This is a genomic window from Caproiciproducens sp. NJN-50 (assembly GCF_004103755.1).
Classification (GTDB): Bacteria; Bacillota; Clostridia; order Oscillospirales; family Acutalibacteraceae; genus Caproicibacter.
On record NZ_CP035283.1, the window covers coordinates 1449211 to 1463831 of the forward strand.

19 protein-coding genes are annotated in these 14621 nt (G+C 55.1%); 3 read left to right on the top strand and 16 right to left on the bottom strand.

Translation table 11 applies throughout. The annotated features are described in order from the left end of the window. The first annotated feature begins 29 nt into the window (after positions 1-29). Positions 30-632: a CadD family cadmium resistance transporter gene (locus tag EQM14_RS06955; RefSeq protein WP_128742272.1), complete on the top strand. Its 603-nt coding sequence runs from the start codon at positions 30-32 to the stop codon at positions 630-632. Between the two features lie 8 nt (positions 633-640). Here EQM14_RS06955 and EQM14_RS16320 read toward each other — a convergent pair whose 3' ends face one another. The 11 genes from EQM14_RS16320 to EQM14_RS07005 are packed head-to-tail and all read right to left on the bottom strand — an operon-like array spanning position 641 to position 8022. Beyond that, the gene (locus EQM14_RS16320; protein WP_164918997.1) at positions 641-781 is read right to left on the bottom strand and encodes a hypothetical protein; all 141 of its coding nucleotides are present in this window, start codon (positions 779-781) and stop codon (positions 641-643) included. Between the two features lie 47 nt (positions 782-828). Continuing rightward, complete coding sequence (locus EQM14_RS06960; RefSeq protein ID WP_128742273.1) at positions 829-1221, bottom strand: hypothetical protein; 393 nt, start codon at positions 1219-1221, stop codon at positions 829-831. A gap of 15 nt (positions 1222-1236) precedes the next feature. Beyond that, positions 1237-1836, bottom strand: coding sequence for a major tail protein (locus EQM14_RS06965; protein ID WP_128742274.1), 600 nt, complete (start codon positions 1834-1836; stop codon positions 1237-1239). Between the two features lie 2 nt (positions 1837-1838). Beyond that, positions 1839-2180: a hypothetical protein gene (locus tag EQM14_RS06970; protein ID WP_128742275.1), complete on the bottom strand. Its 342-nt coding sequence runs from the start codon at positions 2178-2180 to the stop codon at positions 1839-1841. Continuing rightward, complete coding sequence (locus tag EQM14_RS06975) at positions 2177-2608, bottom strand: HK97-gp10 family putative phage morphogenesis protein (protein ID WP_128742276.1); 432 nt, start codon at positions 2606-2608, stop codon at positions 2177-2179. Before EQM14_RS06975 ends, EQM14_RS06970 begins: the two co-directional genes overlap by 4 nt. A gap of 11 nt (positions 2609-2619) precedes the next feature. Then, entirely contained in the window at positions 2620-2955 is a 336-nt protein-coding gene (locus EQM14_RS06980) for a head-tail adaptor protein (RefSeq protein ID WP_128742277.1), read from the bottom strand. A gap of 3 nt (positions 2956-2958) precedes the next feature. Beyond that, positions 2959-3270, bottom strand: coding sequence for a head-tail connector protein (locus EQM14_RS06985; RefSeq protein WP_128742278.1), 312 nt, complete (start codon positions 3268-3270; stop codon positions 2959-2961). 1 nt (position 3271) lies between these two features. Beyond that, the gene (locus tag EQM14_RS06990) at positions 3272-4459 is read right to left on the bottom strand and encodes a phage major capsid protein (RefSeq protein WP_128742279.1); all 1188 of its coding nucleotides are present in this window, start codon (positions 4457-4459) and stop codon (positions 3272-3274) included. 13 nt (positions 4460-4472) lie between these two features. Continuing rightward, positions 4473-5153 (bottom strand): head maturation protease, ClpP-related, encoded by a 681-nt coding sequence (locus tag EQM14_RS06995; protein ID WP_128742280.1) that lies wholly within the window; start codon positions 5151-5153, stop codon positions 4473-4475. Beyond that, positions 5150-6391 carry a phage portal protein gene (locus EQM14_RS07000; RefSeq protein WP_128744263.1) on the bottom strand — a complete coding sequence of 414 codons (1242 nt, stop codon included), beginning with the start codon at positions 6389-6391 and terminating at the stop codon, positions 5150-5152. The genes EQM14_RS06995 and EQM14_RS07000 overlap by 4 nt, the downstream gene beginning before the upstream one ends. After that, a complete protein-coding gene (locus EQM14_RS07005; RefSeq protein ID WP_128742281.1) occupies positions 6391-8022 on the bottom strand; it encodes a terminase large subunit in 1632 nt (543 codons plus the stop codon). Before EQM14_RS07005 ends, EQM14_RS07000 begins: the two co-directional genes overlap by 1 nt. A gap of 360 nt (positions 8023-8382) precedes the next feature. On the opposite strand from EQM14_RS07005, the gene EQM14_RS07010 reads away from it, so the two are divergent. Further along, entirely contained in the window at positions 8383-9996 is a 1614-nt protein-coding gene (locus EQM14_RS07010) for a hypothetical protein (RefSeq protein ID WP_128742282.1), read from the top strand. 109 nt (positions 9997-10105) lie between these two features. On the opposite strand, the gene EQM14_RS07015 is transcribed toward EQM14_RS07010, so the two are convergent. Both EQM14_RS07015 and EQM14_RS07020 read right to left on the bottom strand, forming a co-directional pair. Continuing rightward, positions 10106-10354 carry a DUF4314 domain-containing protein gene (locus tag EQM14_RS07015; protein ID WP_128742283.1) on the bottom strand — a complete coding sequence of 83 codons (249 nt, stop codon included), beginning with the start codon at positions 10352-10354 and terminating at the stop codon, positions 10106-10108. Next, positions 10347-11168, bottom strand: coding sequence for a hypothetical protein (locus tag EQM14_RS07020; RefSeq protein WP_205703211.1), 822 nt, complete (start codon positions 11166-11168; stop codon positions 10347-10349). The genes EQM14_RS07015 and EQM14_RS07020 overlap by 8 nt, the downstream gene beginning before the upstream one ends. Positions 11169-11412: 244 nt before the next feature. On the opposite strand from EQM14_RS07020, the gene EQM14_RS07025 reads away from it, so the two are divergent. Further along, complete coding sequence (locus EQM14_RS07025) at positions 11413-11880, top strand: GNAT family N-acetyltransferase (RefSeq protein WP_128742284.1); 468 nt, start codon at positions 11413-11415, stop codon at positions 11878-11880. A gap of 58 nt (positions 11881-11938) precedes the next feature. Here EQM14_RS07025 and EQM14_RS07030 read toward each other — a convergent pair whose 3' ends face one another. The 3 genes from EQM14_RS07030 to EQM14_RS07040 form a co-directional block, all read right to left on the bottom strand. Continuing rightward, complete coding sequence (locus tag EQM14_RS07030; RefSeq protein ID WP_128744264.1) at positions 11939-13216, bottom strand: site-specific DNA-methyltransferase; 1278 nt, start codon at positions 13214-13216, stop codon at positions 11939-11941. Next, positions 13167-13763, bottom strand: coding sequence for a hypothetical protein (locus EQM14_RS07035; protein WP_128742285.1), 597 nt, complete (start codon positions 13761-13763; stop codon positions 13167-13169). Before EQM14_RS07035 ends, EQM14_RS07030 begins: the two co-directional genes overlap by 50 nt. 367 nt (positions 13764-14130) lie before the next feature. Continuing rightward, positions 14131-14484: an HNH endonuclease gene (locus tag EQM14_RS07040; RefSeq protein ID WP_128742286.1), complete on the bottom strand. Its 354-nt coding sequence runs from the start codon at positions 14482-14484 to the stop codon at positions 14131-14133. Positions 14485-14621 lie beyond the last annotated feature (137 nt).

Below are 14621 nucleotides of genomic sequence, written 5' to 3' on the forward strand. Positions count from 1 at the left end.
CAAGGCCTTTTCACAAGAGAGGGAGATTAATGGCTTTCATCATTTCCGCAATCGCAACTTTTGTATCCACCAGCATCGACTATCTGTTCATTTTGGTCATCCTGTATTCCCAGAAGAAAAATCATCAGCGCTCCGGTATGATACTGGCGGGGCAGTATCTGGGATTATCTGTCCTGATCTTTGTCAGTCTCATTGCTGCCTTTGCGCTCCATTTGATCCCTCAGGAATGGATTGTAGGGTTACTGGGGCTGGTTCCGCTGTTCCTTGGCATCAGAGCGGCTGTCCGTCCGGAAAGTGAAGGCGAGGAGGACGGGGTTCTTTCCTCCTCTCAAAAATATGGAAGCCTTGTGATAAGTGTTGCCGCCATAACCATTGCCAGCGGCGGAGACAATCTCGGCGTCTATATCCCATACTTTACGACTTTGCGGCCGCTCCAGATCGGTGTCGTGATCCTGATGTTCGCCGCGCTGACTTTTCTGCTGAATCTTGCCGGCAAAAAAGTATCAGGCATCAAGCCGATTGGCGAAACCATAGAAAAATATGAGCGCATTATCGTTCCGGTCATATTCATTGCACTCGGAATTTACATCATGGCTGAGAACGGCACGATCACGCATTTTTTACGACCGTAAAAGTGCTTCTACACGCTTGGCGGGATAATGTCGTCAATCGTGACGGCCTTCTTCGGTTTCTCGATCCCGTGCCACTGCTTATGGCAGGCCCATAAATCCAGAAAAAGCCCGATGGGCGTGAGCCAGAACTGCTCCGGCTCCATGCGCATCTGGACGGTTCCGTAATAATACAGCCGGGTAAAAAGCTCTTCGTCGCTTACCCGGCTTGCGGGTTTTTTAACGCATTTTCTGCGCCTTCGCTGACCACGTTCCGGGCGGTGCCCTTGAACATGGCTTCGGTGATGGCGTTTTTGTATGACGCCAGCTGCAGGGGCGAGGTGAGCAGCTCCACTTCCTCCTCGGTCAGCAGTTCCTTCGGTGCGTCTTTGTGCTTGAGGTTGTAAATCAGGACGGACTGGTTCGCCAGTAGAGTCAGGAGCCAGACGATCTCATCCAGCGCCAGCTCGAAATTCTCGGAGCGCATCAGCTTCTCGCCCAGGTTCTCTAGGCCGCCGTAGCGGCCCGCGATGGCCTTGGTCGCTTTTGTGGTGAGGATCAGCTCGTATTCCTCGCCGCCGATGCCGATCACCGCGCCGCGTTCGTTTTCCATGTGAAAAGGCCTCCTTTATTCGCCTGCCGGCGGCGCGGTGTAAACCGGCTCGTAAACCTGGGTGTACCAGCCGGAAATCGTGGTATCCGACACACCGGCGTCGCCTTCGGTCGCCTCGGCCTTCCACGGGTGCTTTCCCTTGCCGTCCGGCTTGTTCCGGCGCATCACGGTGCCCTCGATGGTGGGCGTCTGGAACGTGATGGAATCGCCCTTGGTTTCCAGATTGGTGTCGGGAATGCCGAATTTGACGCGGTACAACCAGAAATAGCGGTATTTCCCGTTCGGTTTGAGCGCCCGGAAACCAACAGCCACAGCAGAGCCTTCGTTTTCGCTGGTGGAAACCAGCACGCCGTTGTCGTCTACGATGGCCCCGGTCAAATCCTGCGCGGCGGTCACGCCGATATCGTCCACGCCCAGGGAGAGCGTGCCGGACTTGAACTCCTTGACGACATAAGCCGTGCCGTCGTCGGCGTAGAGTGTCGCTTCCGCCAGGTCGATCGTCAGATCGGCCTTGATCGCTTTCGCCAGCTGAACCGGCGTTGCGTAGGTTTCCTCGCCGTTTTCGGCTTCGGTGATTTTCGCGTAGTAGAGTTTATCCATGCCGATAGTGGCCATCCTCATTCCTCCCATGCATACGGTTTCGCCACATCGATGGCGTAATGGTGGTAGCCGGTATCGTCCTCGTGCGCGATATACCGGTGGTCGGTGACGGTGAACCCCGCGTCCAGAAGCGCGCGGACGATGCGGTTTTTGACATCCAGGTAGTTGCTTTTGGAATAGACGGACAGCCGCGCCTCCTGCGTTTCAAATTCCGGCAGGTTGTCGCCGAACAGCTCAAACGAGTCGGTCAGCGGCGTAATGACGGTGTATTCGGCGGGAGCTTCGCCGGAGAAAACGCCGGTTTCCACCGCCAGCCCCAGTTCAGCCATCAGAGCGGTCAGCTCCCCGAGAATATTCATAGGCCGCCGATTTCCTCCTCCAGTTTTTGTTTCATCGCCTCTATGCCTGGCTTGCGTGCCTGCGTTTTAGCGGGCTGGAGAAACGGTTTCGGCGGCTGGCCGTGCTTCCCGTATTCGAGGATGTTGGCGATTTTTGCGTTGCTCTCTCCATCTGAACGCGGCTCTGAAAAACCAACCTTGACGTTAAAATTGCCGTTCTTATCCATCTTCGCCGGGGAAAGGCCCAGCGCCGCTTCAAGTTCCCCGGTGGAACGCGAGGGGAACTTGGTATCCCGCCCGACGGCCTCCCGAAGATTATCCCGCACCTTCTCAAGGGCGACCTCGCCTCCCGCTTCCAGCACGCGGGGAATGATCTCGTCGGTTTTCTCGCCGAGAGCGGAGACTTTCCGCAGAAAATCGTCCGGCATCTTAAAATTAACCTTTGCCACGTCGAACCACCTCAATACTTGCTCGGCTCCAGCCGTTCCGCCAGAACCTCGATATACATGCCTCGCCCGCGCACATCCTCCGCGCTGAGAATGCGGAACCGTTCGCCGGAGCAGGCGATATAAAGGGAAGGCCGAACCTCCAAACCGGGGATTTTTCGGAAACGGAACAGGCTCGTCGCCGCCGACCACGCCGCCCGGTTCGCCCACAATTCGTTCCCGTGGCGGTCTTCCCGGTAGGCACGCACGCTCGCCAGCACCGTATCGGCAGAGGTGACGAAACCGTCGGCGTCCTTGCTCTGCTCCGTCTGAAGGATGTCGATGAAAGCGCTCATTTTACCGAAGCTCACGGCTCACACCTTCCATTCGCGGTCAAGCCGCAGCAGCGTGTTGACCGTATTCCACACCTGCCCCGCCGCCGGGACGTTGTCGGTGAAGAAGCCCCCAGTGGAGCCGTCCCGGCTTTCATAAAAATGGCTCGCCAGCATGACGACCGCCTGCTCCGTGGTCGCCGGCATGGGATTGGCGGCGTAGAATCTGTCCTCCAGATGCTGGTATTTCTCGGCATAGGAGGTCGCGGCGGCGATGAAGCTTTGGAGCAGGGCGTCATCCTGATCGTGCTCCAGAATCAGATTTTTCTTTACCCGGTCAAGCAGATCCGCCATATCATGTTGCCGCCTGCTGCAGCACCTGCACCGCTTCCGGCAGTATCAGCTTTCCGTCCACGCGCTGGGTTGCGATAAAGCCCACCTGCCCGGTGACTGCATACATTTCGATCAGCCGCTGGAACGTGCGGCCCTGCCGGTCGGCGATCCAGTAATAGCTGAAATCCCCGAACGCCACGGTTTTCGCGTTTGCCGCGATGGCCGGGACGTAGGCGGAGGTGTAGATCGGCCTGCCCAGAATCGTGTCCGGCGCGGAAGCGGTGATCGCCGGCTGCCAGAGATACTGCCCGTTCTCGTCTTTCAGCTTCCGGATGGCTTTCACAGTCGTGTCGCTCGTGACAAATGCCGCCTTCGCGCGGTACGGCGATCGCAGGCTGTAATATAGATCGAGAATTTCATCCAGCGTGACGGCGGTCGCGGAAGCGGTCGTTTTGCCCACCTGCGCGCCGCCCGTCGCGGCGAAAATGCCGGTGGGCTTTTTCACGCCGTCGCCCACGAAGAACGCTTCCTCCTCTTTTGCCCCGATGCGCCGGGCAAATTCGTTCGCGATGTAGCTCTCCATCGGGAACACAGAATCGTTGAGCAGCTCTTGGCTGACCTTGATCAGCGTCGCCAGCTTATACGCGCCGAGCGTGATCTGGGCGAACGTGTTGTCGCTGGCGGGAATTTCGCCTTCCTCCTCCACCCAGCTGGCGGTACCTTTGGTCGCCACCACCGGAATGATGTGGTCACCGCTTGCCGTCTGGATGATCCGGGCGAACTGCCGGAAAATGTTCTGTTCCTCCAGCGCTTCGATGAGGGTGCGCTCGAATTCGTCCGGCACCAGATACCCGCCGTTTGCGTCCGTGCCGACGCTGAGGGAATTTTCGGCCACCTTTTTCCCACGCAGGGCATTCCAGAAGTTCTTTTTATACTCGGCGGACGCTTTGCCGGACGGGGCCGCCGCGCCGCCGGGGTTCGCCGTCAGCGGCTGGCTGGTGGGGGCAGACAGCTCCCGGTCAAGGGCTTCCTGCCGTTCCAGACGCTCGACCTCCCTGCCCAGCGCGATCACGTCGGCCTCCATTTTGTCATAGACGGCGGCGTCCTCCGCCGATACCATGCCGTCCGCGCCGCGCTTGCTGTCGAGGAAAGCCTTGGCGGCGTCCCATGCCTTGGCGCGTTTCTCACGCAGTTCCAGAATTGTGCTCATACATTTCCTCCTGTCAGCGTTTGATTGATTTGAGCCGCCGTTCCAGCTGGTCGGCGGGCACGCGGGGGTTTCTTGCCGGGATTTTATTTAAGAGCGACGCGGTGACCGCCATGCGGGAAAAAATCTGGCCGTCTGATATGTCCTGCGGCGTGCTTTCCGAAAACAGGATGCCGTCCGCGAAGCGGAGCTCTACCGCTTTTTTGGCGTTCATCCATGTTTCGTCGTTCATCATGTGTGAAATCACGGCGCGCGTCTGCCCGGATTTTGCCTCATAGGCGTTGATGATGGACTCCTTGACCTCGTCGAGCATCGCCTTGGCCCGGAGCATCTCGTCGCCGTCCCCGATGGCGATGGTGGCGGGGTTGTGGATCATCATGCAGGACACCGGCGACATAAGCACCTGATCACCTGACATGGCCACAACCGAGGCCGCCGACGCCGCGATGCCGTCGATTTTGACGGTCACCTTGCCGGGATACTCTTTGAGCATATTGTAAATCTGCGCCGCCGCGAACACGTCGCCGCCGGGGCTGTTGATCCAGACGGTGATGTCGCCGGAGCCGGAAAGCAGATCGTCCTTAAACAGCTTCGGCGTGACCTCGTCGCCCCACCACGTTTCGTCAGAGATTGCGCCATCCAAGTACAGGGTACGTTCTTCACCATCGTTCTGAATGAAGTTCCAGAACTTCCTCATTTGCCGGCCCCCTCGTTTTTCTTGTATGCCGCGCCCGCGTCGGACAGCCGCACCATGTTGCCGTTGACCAGATACAGGTCGCCGCCGTCCTCCGGCGGGATCTCGTTCATGTTTTCCAGCCGCCGGATATCGTTCGCCGACAGCCAGCCGTTCTGCCGCCCGATGGCGTACCCGTTCATGCGGGTCGCGTAATCGCCGCGCAGCAGACCATCGAGGTTGAATTTTATGACCAGTGCCGCCTTTTCGGAGGGAAGCAGCAGCGACTGGTGCATGGCCTGCTCCCACCGCACCACCCACGGGTCGAGCGTGTATTTCACGAATTCCATCGACTGCTGCTCGATGTTGGAAAAGCTGGACTTTTCCAGGTCGCCGACCATGTGGGGCGGGATACGGAAAATGCGGGCGATCTCGCCCAGCTGGAATTTGCGCGTTTCCAGAAACTGTGCTTCCTCCGGCGGCACCGAAATCGCGTGGAACTTAAGCCCTTCCTCCAACACGGCGATGCGGTGCGACCGGCTTCCGCCCTTATAAAGCGTTTCCCACGCCGCGCGGATCTGGTCGGGATTTTTGAGTGTCCCCGGGTGCTCGAGGATACCGCCGGGGTTCGCGTTGTTGGCGAAAAAGGAGGCTCCGTAATCCTCGGTGGCGATCGCCATGCCCACGGCGTTTTTGGTAAGGGCGATGGGCGAGTAGCCGACCAGTCCGTCAAAGCTGAGGCCGGGGATGTGCAGGACGTCGTCCTTGGAGAGAGTGACGCCGCCGCTTTTCCCATTGGGGCGGCTTTCGTCCGCGTTCCGCCAGTAGGTGTAGTAAATCTGCCCGTCCGGGCCGCGCCAGACATCCGTTTTGTTCGGGAGCAGAGGATAGAGCGCCAGCACGCGCCCGCCGCCGTCCCGGATGATCTGGGCATATGCGTTCCCCCACAGGAGCAGGTGGCTCATAAGCGTCTCCCGGAATACGAAGCTGGTCATCTCCGGGTTCGGCGCGTTATGCAAAAGATTATACAGATAATGCCCTGGCAGCAGCTTGGTGCCGTTTTCCTCGTAGCGATACACATGAAGCGGCAGGCTCGCGATGGCCTCGGAGATCACCCGGACGCAGGCGTACACCGCCGCGTTCTGCATGGCGGTGTTTTCGTTGACAAAGGGGCCGGAGGTGGAGCTGCCCCAGAAGAAACTTTTCGAGGTGGAGAGGCTGTTTTGGGGATTTTCTTTCTTTTTCCGGGAGAAAAAGCCCATCACTGCCACCCGTCCTCTCCGTAGATCAGCAGGCTGTGCGTGTCGTATACGCTGCCGGGCAGCGCGCCCTCGTTGCGGATGGCCCGGTCAAGCGCCATGATGAGCGCCACCACGCCGTCGATGCGCTCGGTCGCTTTCTGCTTGTTGGGCTTGATGTTGCCGGCGGCGTCGGTGCTGACGCAGAGGTTATCCGCCATCCAGCGCAGGGGCGGGTTCCCAGCGTGGGCAATTTTCTGTTCCAGCGTCAGGCGCATCAGCTCTTTTGTCGCCGGGGACATATCCTTAAAGCCCTGCCCGAACGGCACGACAGTAAAGCCCATGCCCTCCAGATTCTGCGTGAGCTCCCACGCGCCCCAGCGGTCAAAGGCGATTTCCTTGATGTTGTATTTTTTCCCGAGCTCCCCGATAAACTGCTCCACGAAGGAATAGTGGATCACGTCGCCCTCGGTGGTCTGCAGGAAGCCCTGCGCTTTCCACAGATCGTAGGGAACGTGATCGCGCCTGACGCGGGTTTCGAGCGACTCCTCCGGTATCCAGAAAAACGGCAGGATGATGTATTTATCCTCTTCGTCCTCTGGCGGGAACACCAGCACGAACGCGGTGATATCCGTGGTGCTGGACAAATCCAATCCCCCGTAGCAGATGCGTTTTTCCAGCGATTTCGGGTCGAACCGGAAGGAGCAGGCGTCCCATTTCTCCATGTTCATCCAGCGGACGGACTGTTTTACCCACTGGTTGAGCCGCAGCTGGCGGAAAATGTTCTCGTTGACCGGGTTCTGCTTCGCGTCCTCAAAGGACTGACGCATGGTTTCCATCGTCACCGTGATGCCAAGGGAGGGGTTTACCCTGCGCCACACTTCTTCGGATGTCCAGTCCTCTTCGTCGGCGGCGGAGTAGATCACCGGATAGAAGGTCGTGTCGATCCGCTTGCCGCGCAGGACGTCCTCGGCTTTCTGGTGCATCTCCCAGCAAATGGAGTTGCGGTCGACGCCGGCGGTGGTGATGATAAAATGCAGCGGCTGCTCGCGCGCGTCGCCGGAGCCTTTCGTCATGACGTCGAACAGCTGCCGGTTCGGCTGGGCGTGGAGCTCGTCGAAGATCACGCCGTGGGCGTTGAGGCCGTGCTTGGTATACGCGTCGGCGGAAAGCACCTGGTAAAAGCTGTCGAGCGGCGTGAAGGTCAGGCGCTTTTGCCCGAGGTTCAGCTTCATCAGCCGCTTCAGCTGCGGAAACTGGTCGACCATTTCCACGGCGACGTCGAACACGATGCTCGCCTGGCTGCGGTCGGACGCGCAGCCGTAGATCTCGCCGCCGTGCTCCAGGTCGGCGCAGGTGAGCAGCAGCGCGACCGCCGCCGCAAGCTCTGATTTGCCCTGCTTTTTTGGAATCTCCACATACGCGGTTTTGAACTGGCGGCATTCGTCAAATTTGCGGACGATGCCGAATAGGTCGCGGATGATTTGCTCCTGCCAGTCGATGAGCTCGAACGGCTCGCCATACCAGCGCCCCTTGGTGTGCCGCAGGTTGTTGACGAAATACACCGCCGCGTCCGCGAAACGCTCCTTATATACCGAACCCGCCGCCTTGAAGCGGGACGGTTTGTAGTTTTTCAGCCTTCGGAACTCCTCCACCCGCACCGCCTCCGGATAAAAAATGGGAGTCCTTCTCGGGGCTCCCGGCAGACTGTTTCCATTTTATGCGGCGCTTTTTCCCATTAGCACGCCGGACAGACTGTAAAAATACAAATTTTGATAGACAAGCCGGCGATTTCTGGGTAGTGGGTAGGATGAAATGGACATAAACGACTTGAGCAGTCTATTTTCTAAAACAGCCATGATTGGTAAGCATAAGCGCGAAAAATTTTTAATTAAAATAGACATGATTGTCGAATTGTGGTAAAATAATATTAAATGTGAAATTTAAATGATTCATATTAGTGACAAGCTCTTGTAGAAATAATAGGAATGCATGAAGCAAAGGAGATATACTTAATGCCGATGTATTTGAAGAAAGATACTATTCGGTTAATAGAAGCTAGTGTAGACTCCATCAGCATGGCTGTCACTTCGCTTGGCTTACCACAAAGATATGAGCTTCGTGAATCTTCATCCGAAAACGCCATTGCTGTTGGGCTTGCAGGTGTTTCGGTTGAACTCGCTATGAGTTCAATTATTGTACAAGCGCAAGGAGAGCAATCATTGCATCTCCCTTCAGGGTACTATAAAACAGGAACACATATTGTTGATAATTTTAGAGCTCTTATCACTTCTCAAATCCCCAAAATGCTTTTTTTGACACAAGGCATTAAAAATCCAGCAGAGCATATTTCAAAGATACTGAAATATACTCCAAAATTTAAATTGCTCACCAAATCTAGAGCCGGGGGATTACACGCGGGCAAAGGACCATCAAGAGATGTATGTATCGCCTGTGTAAATGACGTTATCAACTTTATAAATCTTTTAGGTGAGTCTTCTAGAATTAAGCCATATACAGAAACAGTTCCTCGCATTATTGCAATGCCCAAAAGTTATGATTTGATTATTGATGACCTAATAGGGAAAATGGATAAATCTACATCAGATATTGATAAGGCAAATATGCTTTCATCTATTTATCTTGTAATCCCAGAACTGCCAGAAGAAGAACCAGAATGGGTTCAAGCCTTTGACAGATTGATGATATCGCCTAAAGAAACCGATATTTCATTCTTGCTTGATACCCTTCAGAACTCAAAGTACGCTTCTCTTATTAAAGTCGCAAAATCAGCAGATGCTTTACCCGTAACTGTACAAAAGGGGAATCCTAACGCACTTCCTATTGAGCCGCAATACCTAAAAAAATCCTTTTCAGATATACGCGATCGTTGGTATGCTGATAGAGGGACGGCCAATGGACGGTTAGATCAAAAGCAGTTTGATCCGCCGCCAATTGAATCTGTTTATGAAATATTTTCATTGCAGTTCCATGTGCTGCAAATTACCAGGAGCGAAGATGAATTGCTTACTGCCACGGACACATGGCCTCTTGTCGCTGCAAGTTTATCTTACCCCGGTACTTTAGGCCCGTATTGGTACTTTGTAAGGAAGACATCTGATTGGGGACAAATGGAAGCTTACATAAATAGAGCCGTAAAATATGGTGGACAATCGTTACGAACAGGATTCAAAGAATTCAAACCTTGGTTTGATGCGTTAAGAAAAGGGAAAGCACTACCTAAAACGGAAGAGCATGTCATTAAGTTGCTCAGTGAATATGAAGAAACCAGCAATAAACGAAAAGCGCTTACAAAACTGAGTGAGAAAAACGAGAAGAAAGATAAAGCTTTATGTGAAAATGCAAAATCCGACTTGGCGCAAGTATATGGCGAAGAGAAGTCTATCGGCGAAATACTTATCAAGTTAGCTGAAAATAAATACGCTTTTAATAACGATGGTAGTAGATCTTATTGGGCACGAGTTTTGTGCGAAGCCGCATCAGAGATGGAGGACTCTCAAGGTCTTTTGGCAATTCTTAAATCTCAAGAATTATCTGTAGCGCATAGTGCAGCACGTAAAGCATTGAGGATGATAGACTTTATTAACTTTGGCCCCAAAATTGAATGAACTGTCATTAGAAGTTTTTAATTTGTTTTGATCCTCTTGCTTTGGCAAAAATGAATTGGATATATGAAATGCTTGATTCGATGAAATTAATGCAGATTTTCAAGTTATGCTATCGTATTTTCTTGGTGAACGCGCCGGCAATCCGGAACCGGTCAATACCGGGGATGAGGCTCAGCGTGGAGCCGCAGTCCCATTTGCAGAGGAGGTTCCCGGCGTCGTCCACGCCGCGAACCGTGGCGCGGTCACCCGGCTTTAGCATGCTGTAGGGGTCATCCATCGTGATCAGTTCCACCCGTGTCCCAGCGGGGTATTCCCGCCGGAGGCGTTCGACCGTTTCCTTGGAAGGAAAGTTATTCATGCGCGGCACCTGCTTCCCCGATGCTGTCTGCACCAGTATCGGCGGGGGCGGCTTCCTCTACCACCGGGGCGGGTACCGTCCCAATGATTTCCGTGCCCGCGTCCGTGCCGCCAACGGCCTCGCTCGCGGCCTTTTTCTCCGGCGCGCCGTACCGCCACGCGGCATTTCCGGTAAGATTCTGGAGCAGGAATTTTCGGGCCAATTTGAAATCGTTGCCCACCATGCCGAGCCCGATGAGCCACACCCGCATGGCGAAGCGCGGGTTCTCAAATTCGTCCCTCGCCTTCGCGGTCACGCGCTTTTTCTCTTTCGCCGTTTTGCACAGGGCGGCGATAAACTGCGCGCAGGCCTTTGCCGTGTCACCGTCGAGGCCGTTTGAGAACCAAGGAAAGCGGAGGGTGTCCCCGGCCGATTCAATGGGCAGGTCATCCGCGCCGAGGGCTATTTTGATGAGCGCGGCTTTGCTCTCCACCAGCTTTTTCAGGTTTTCCAGCTTTTCCGGCGTGAAGCCGTCCGCTGGCATTTCAATAGCGAGGCGGTCGGGCGCTTCCGGCACTTCGGTGACCACCGGTTCATCCGCGCAGGAAGTTTCAGCGTCTATTTCGGCTGCAAACCCGCGCCCGGCAAGAGCGTCCCAAAGGGCGTCGTTGCGCTCGCCGCTGACCGTTCCATTTTTGTCCACTGTGTAGCCGCCGACAGCGTAGGCGAAGCTGGGCGCTCCGAGGTAGTTCATCGGAGCGTTTAGGATTTCGCTGATTGCGGCCACCAGCCTTTTGCGGTCTGTTCCTGTTACGTTAAAATTGAATTTCTGCATGGTAATGCCTCCTGAAGAAGTGATTTTCGCCTTTCGGCAGTACCATTAATCACTCTTTTCAGCTGTAATAGCAAGTCACAAATCATGGACATTAATAAGGCTTTGTGGTAGGCATAACCATGCTCTACTAATAAAATTTAACGTTCTGACACCGAGCTATTGCGGTTTTTATGGTATAATAAAAACATAATAAATTGTCTGTTAGGTCAATTTACACAGCCTTTTTACATTCATGAGGAGAACAATGAAATTAAGAAAATATAAACAAACGGACTGTGCAGAGATGGCAGCACTTTTTTACGATACGGTCCATTCGGTAAATTCAAAAGATTATACAGAACCACAACTTTATGCGTGGGCTACTGGAAACATAGCTATTTCCGCCTGGAATGCATCTTTTTTGGAACATCATACAGTTATTGCGGAAGACGCAAGTGTCATTGTCGGCTTCGGGGATATGGATGATAACGGTTATCTTGACAGGTTGTATGTACATAAAGATTATCAAAACAGAGGGATAGCATCCGCTATCATAAATGAACTTGAAAAACAGGCTTTTCTCCGTGGCGTTTTCCGTTTTTCTACCCACGCATCTATCACTGCCAAACCATTTTTTGAGAAGCAAGGATATAAAACTTTAAGTGAAAATATAGTTATACGGCACAACATTAGATTGACGAATTTCATAATGGAGAAAGACTGCGCGAAATAATAATGTGTTCTGCATGAATGACAGCTGAGCAATAACCGCTTAGCTGTCATTTTTTACGCTAATTCAGTTCATGATATGCAGTTTTGTCGCCGCCACGGAGCAAAAACACGCCCTCGTCGCTTTTGTGGAATTCGATGTAGCGCTTTACGATCACGTCGCAGTATTTCGGGTCGAGCTCCATGGAGCAGTTGACGCGGTCAGACTGCTCCGCCGCGAGCATCGTGGTGCCGGAGCCACCGAACAGGTCGAGCGTCACGTCCCCGATGCGGGAGGAATTCGCGATGGCCCGCCCCGCCAGCGCGATCGGCTTCATGGTCGGGTGCTCCGCGCTCTTTTTCGGGCGGTCGAATTGCCACAGGTCGCTCTGCTGGCGGTCCTGTAACGGGCAAAGCCGCTTTTCGCCGTCGAGCCAGCCGTACCAGATCGGCTCGTACTGCGTGTGGTAATCTTTCCGCGACAGCACGAGCGTGTCTTTCGCCCAGATGACCGTGGAAGACCAGTGGAAGCCGGCCTCCTTCATCGCCGTCATCACCGTGCCCCATTCCTGCGCGGACATCACCACATACACCATCGCGCCCGGCTCGCAAACCGACGCCATTGCCCTGAACGCCGCAAGCAGGAATGCGTAAAACTGCTCCCCGGTCATCTTGTCGTTAAGAATTCGCCGGGGCTTCCAACTGGGATGCTTCGCGTCGCCGCCGTAGTCCACGTTCCACGGCGGGTCGGTGAAAACCATCCTGGCTTTCTCGCTGCCACCGGGGCTCCCGGCGTCCATCAGCCGCGCCACCGCGCCCAAATCCGTGCTGTCCCCGCACATCAGCCGGTGCCTGCCGAGCAGCCACACGTCGTCGGTTCGCGTCACCGGCTCCGTGATCTTCGCGGCCTCGGCCTCGCCGTCAAAGTCATCTTCGACGATGCCGCCCGTCTGGCGGCTGTACTGCTGGTATAGCTTATCGAGCTCCGGTGCCTCGAAGCCCGTCAGCTCCACGGCGAATCCGCTTTTCTCCAATTCCTGCAGAAGCTCCGTCAGCTTGGGCGCGTCGAATTCGCCGCTGATTTTGTTCAGTGCGACGTTGAGCGCCTTTTCACGCTGCTCGTCGAGGTCGACCACCACGCAGTCAATTTCCGTAACGCCCAGCTGGACGAGCACCTTAAAGCGCTGGTGCCCGCCGACGATGTTCCCGGTGCGCTGGTTCCAGATAATCGGCTCCACATAGCCGAATTCTTCCACGGAGCGCAGCAGCTTTTCGTATTCCGGGTCGCCGGGCTGCAGATCCTTCCGGGGGTTATACTTCGCCGGATTCAGCTTCGCCGCCGGGATTTTCTGTATGTTCATCGCGTCCATCGTCCGGCTCCTCCCTTGGGCGCTTCTTGCGGACGCGCCCGCTCATAATCGCGGCGATCAGGTCTTCCTCCGGGTTTCTGATCACTTTTTCGCTGTTGCGGGACACCACATCCCAGATCACGCCCCAGGTCAGCGCGACGTTTTTCTGCAGCTTGAGCATCGCTTCGGTGAAGCTGGTGACCGTTAGCTCATGCTTTTCGTTGTACCCGACGATGGCCGTTTTGGACAGGGCATACTGCGCGTCGATGAGATAATATTTCGCCATGACGTAGTCGCATATATTTTCAACCGGGATGAGGTTCAGGCACCCGGACGGCTCAAGGTGGTCAAGGGTTTTCTCAAAGATCTCCTCGATGGAGATAAAATTCAGCGCGGGCTTTTCCATGTGCCGGAGGTATTCCGGCATCTTCGGTCGACTGGTGCCGCCGCTGAACTCGATTTTTTTCAAAGGCCGCCGGCCCGGATTCCCAGCCGCCAGCTTTTCCGCCAGCGGCTTCGGCTTGCGGCCCGCGCCTTTTCTCGTTCCTCCGCTGGGCATCCCGTCACTCCTTCCGCACAGACAGTGTCTTTGCATGTATATGCGGCGTTTTTTCAAAATGTGCCCGATTTTTCCGTTGTTTTTGTCGTGGTTTGTCCGTTCCCGACGCCCTGCTAGGCGCGCCTGTTTCCGCCAGATTCCCGGAAAGCTCCGGGATTTTCCGCGCAAACAGCCTGTACACGTTTTGAAAAAAGCCGGCTTTTTGAAAAAACAGTTTGTCAGGCTTGTTTTTCAAAACAGAGAAAGCCCCGAAACATCAGCGTTTTAGGGCTTCTCTGATTTTTTTGAATTCGCGCGTGTAGTGTACGAAGGCCTGCCGCGCTGTCCGCAAGGCAGGGTCGCAGAGATCAGACCGCTCCCTGGGGGGTCAGCGGCGGGAGTTTTCAGCCGCGATGGTGATTGCGGAATGGCAGGACTTGCAGAGCGCCATCAGGTTGGATTCTTCATGGCCGCCGCCTTCGGCGACGGGAACGATGTGGTGGACTTCTTCGGCGGAGACGGTGCGCCCGGCCTTGAGGCATCGTTCGCAAAGCGGATGCTTCGTGAGGTACAGGGCACGGATGGTTTTCCAGCGCCTGCCGTAGACCTTGTTCGAACCGGGGTCGCGGCGGTACCGGTTGTACTCGCGGTTCGCCTGCGAAGCGTGGGCTTCGCAGTACCTGCCGTCGGTCAGGTTCGGGCAGCCGGGGAAGGCGCAGGGTTTCTTCGGTTTGTGGGGCATAAAGGCACCTCCGATTGAAAATATAGGACAGCTTATGAGCGGGAGGGCACAAGTGAGCGGAAGCCCATATATTTTTTCTTATTGTTAAGGAATCACTCTAAACCTCTTTTTGGCTTCGCGTAACGCAATAGGTGAGA

Bases quoted from the DNA above. Each gene is read 5' to 3' on its own strand.
- EQM14_RS06955 (WP_128742272.1), top strand. From the start codon at position 30: ATGGCTTTCATCATTTCCGCAATCGCAACTTTTGTATCCACCAGCATC.
- EQM14_RS16320 (WP_164918997.1), bottom strand. From the start codon at position 781: ATGCGCATGGAGCCGGAGCAGTTCTGGCTCACGCCCATCGGGCTTTTT.
- EQM14_RS06960 (WP_128742273.1), bottom strand. From the start codon at position 1,221: ATGGAAAACGAACGCGGCGCGGTGATCGGCATCGGCGGCGAGGAATAC.
- EQM14_RS06965 (WP_128742274.1), bottom strand. From the start codon at position 1,836: ATGGCCACTATCGGCATGGATAAACTCTACTACGCGAAAATCACCGAA.
- EQM14_RS06970 (WP_128742275.1), bottom strand. From the start codon at position 2,180: ATGAATATTCTCGGGGAGCTGACCGCTCTGATGGCTGAACTGGGGCTG.
- EQM14_RS06985 (WP_128742278.1), bottom strand. From the start codon at position 3,270: ATGGCGGATCTGCTTGACCGGGTAAAGAAAAATCTGATTCTGGAGCAC.
- EQM14_RS06990 (WP_128742279.1), bottom strand. From the start codon at position 4,459: ATGAGCACAATTCTGGAACTGCGTGAGAAACGCGCCAAGGCATGGGAC.
- EQM14_RS06995 (WP_128742280.1), bottom strand. From the start codon at position 5,153: ATGAGGAAGTTCTGGAACTTCATTCAGAACGATGGTGAAGAACGTACC.
- EQM14_RS07000 (WP_128744263.1), bottom strand. From the start codon at position 6,391: ATGGGCTTTTTCTCCCGGAAAAAGAAAGAAAATCCCCAAAACAGCCTC.
- EQM14_RS07010 (WP_128742282.1), top strand. From the start codon at position 8,383: ATGCCGATGTATTTGAAGAAAGATACTATTCGGTTAATAGAAGCTAGT.
- EQM14_RS07015 (WP_128742283.1), bottom strand. From the start codon at position 10,354: ATGAATAACTTTCCTTCCAAGGAAACGGTCGAACGCCTCCGGCGGGAA.
- EQM14_RS07020 (WP_205703211.1), bottom strand. From the start codon at position 11,168: ATGCAGAAATTCAATTTTAACGTAACAGGAACAGACCGCAAAAGGCTG.
- EQM14_RS07025 (WP_128742284.1), top strand. From the start codon at position 11,413: ATGAAATTAAGAAAATATAAACAAACGGACTGTGCAGAGATGGCAGCA.
- EQM14_RS07030 (WP_128744264.1), bottom strand. From the start codon at position 13,216: ATGAACATACAGAAAATCCCGGCGGCGAAGCTGAATCCGGCGAAGTAT.
- EQM14_RS07035 (WP_128742285.1), bottom strand. From the start codon at position 13,763: ATGCCCAGCGGAGGAACGAGAAAAGGCGCGGGCCGCAAGCCGAAGCCG.
- EQM14_RS07040 (WP_128742286.1), bottom strand. From the start codon at position 14,484: ATGCCCCACAAACCGAAGAAACCCTGCGCCTTCCCCGGCTGCCCGAAC.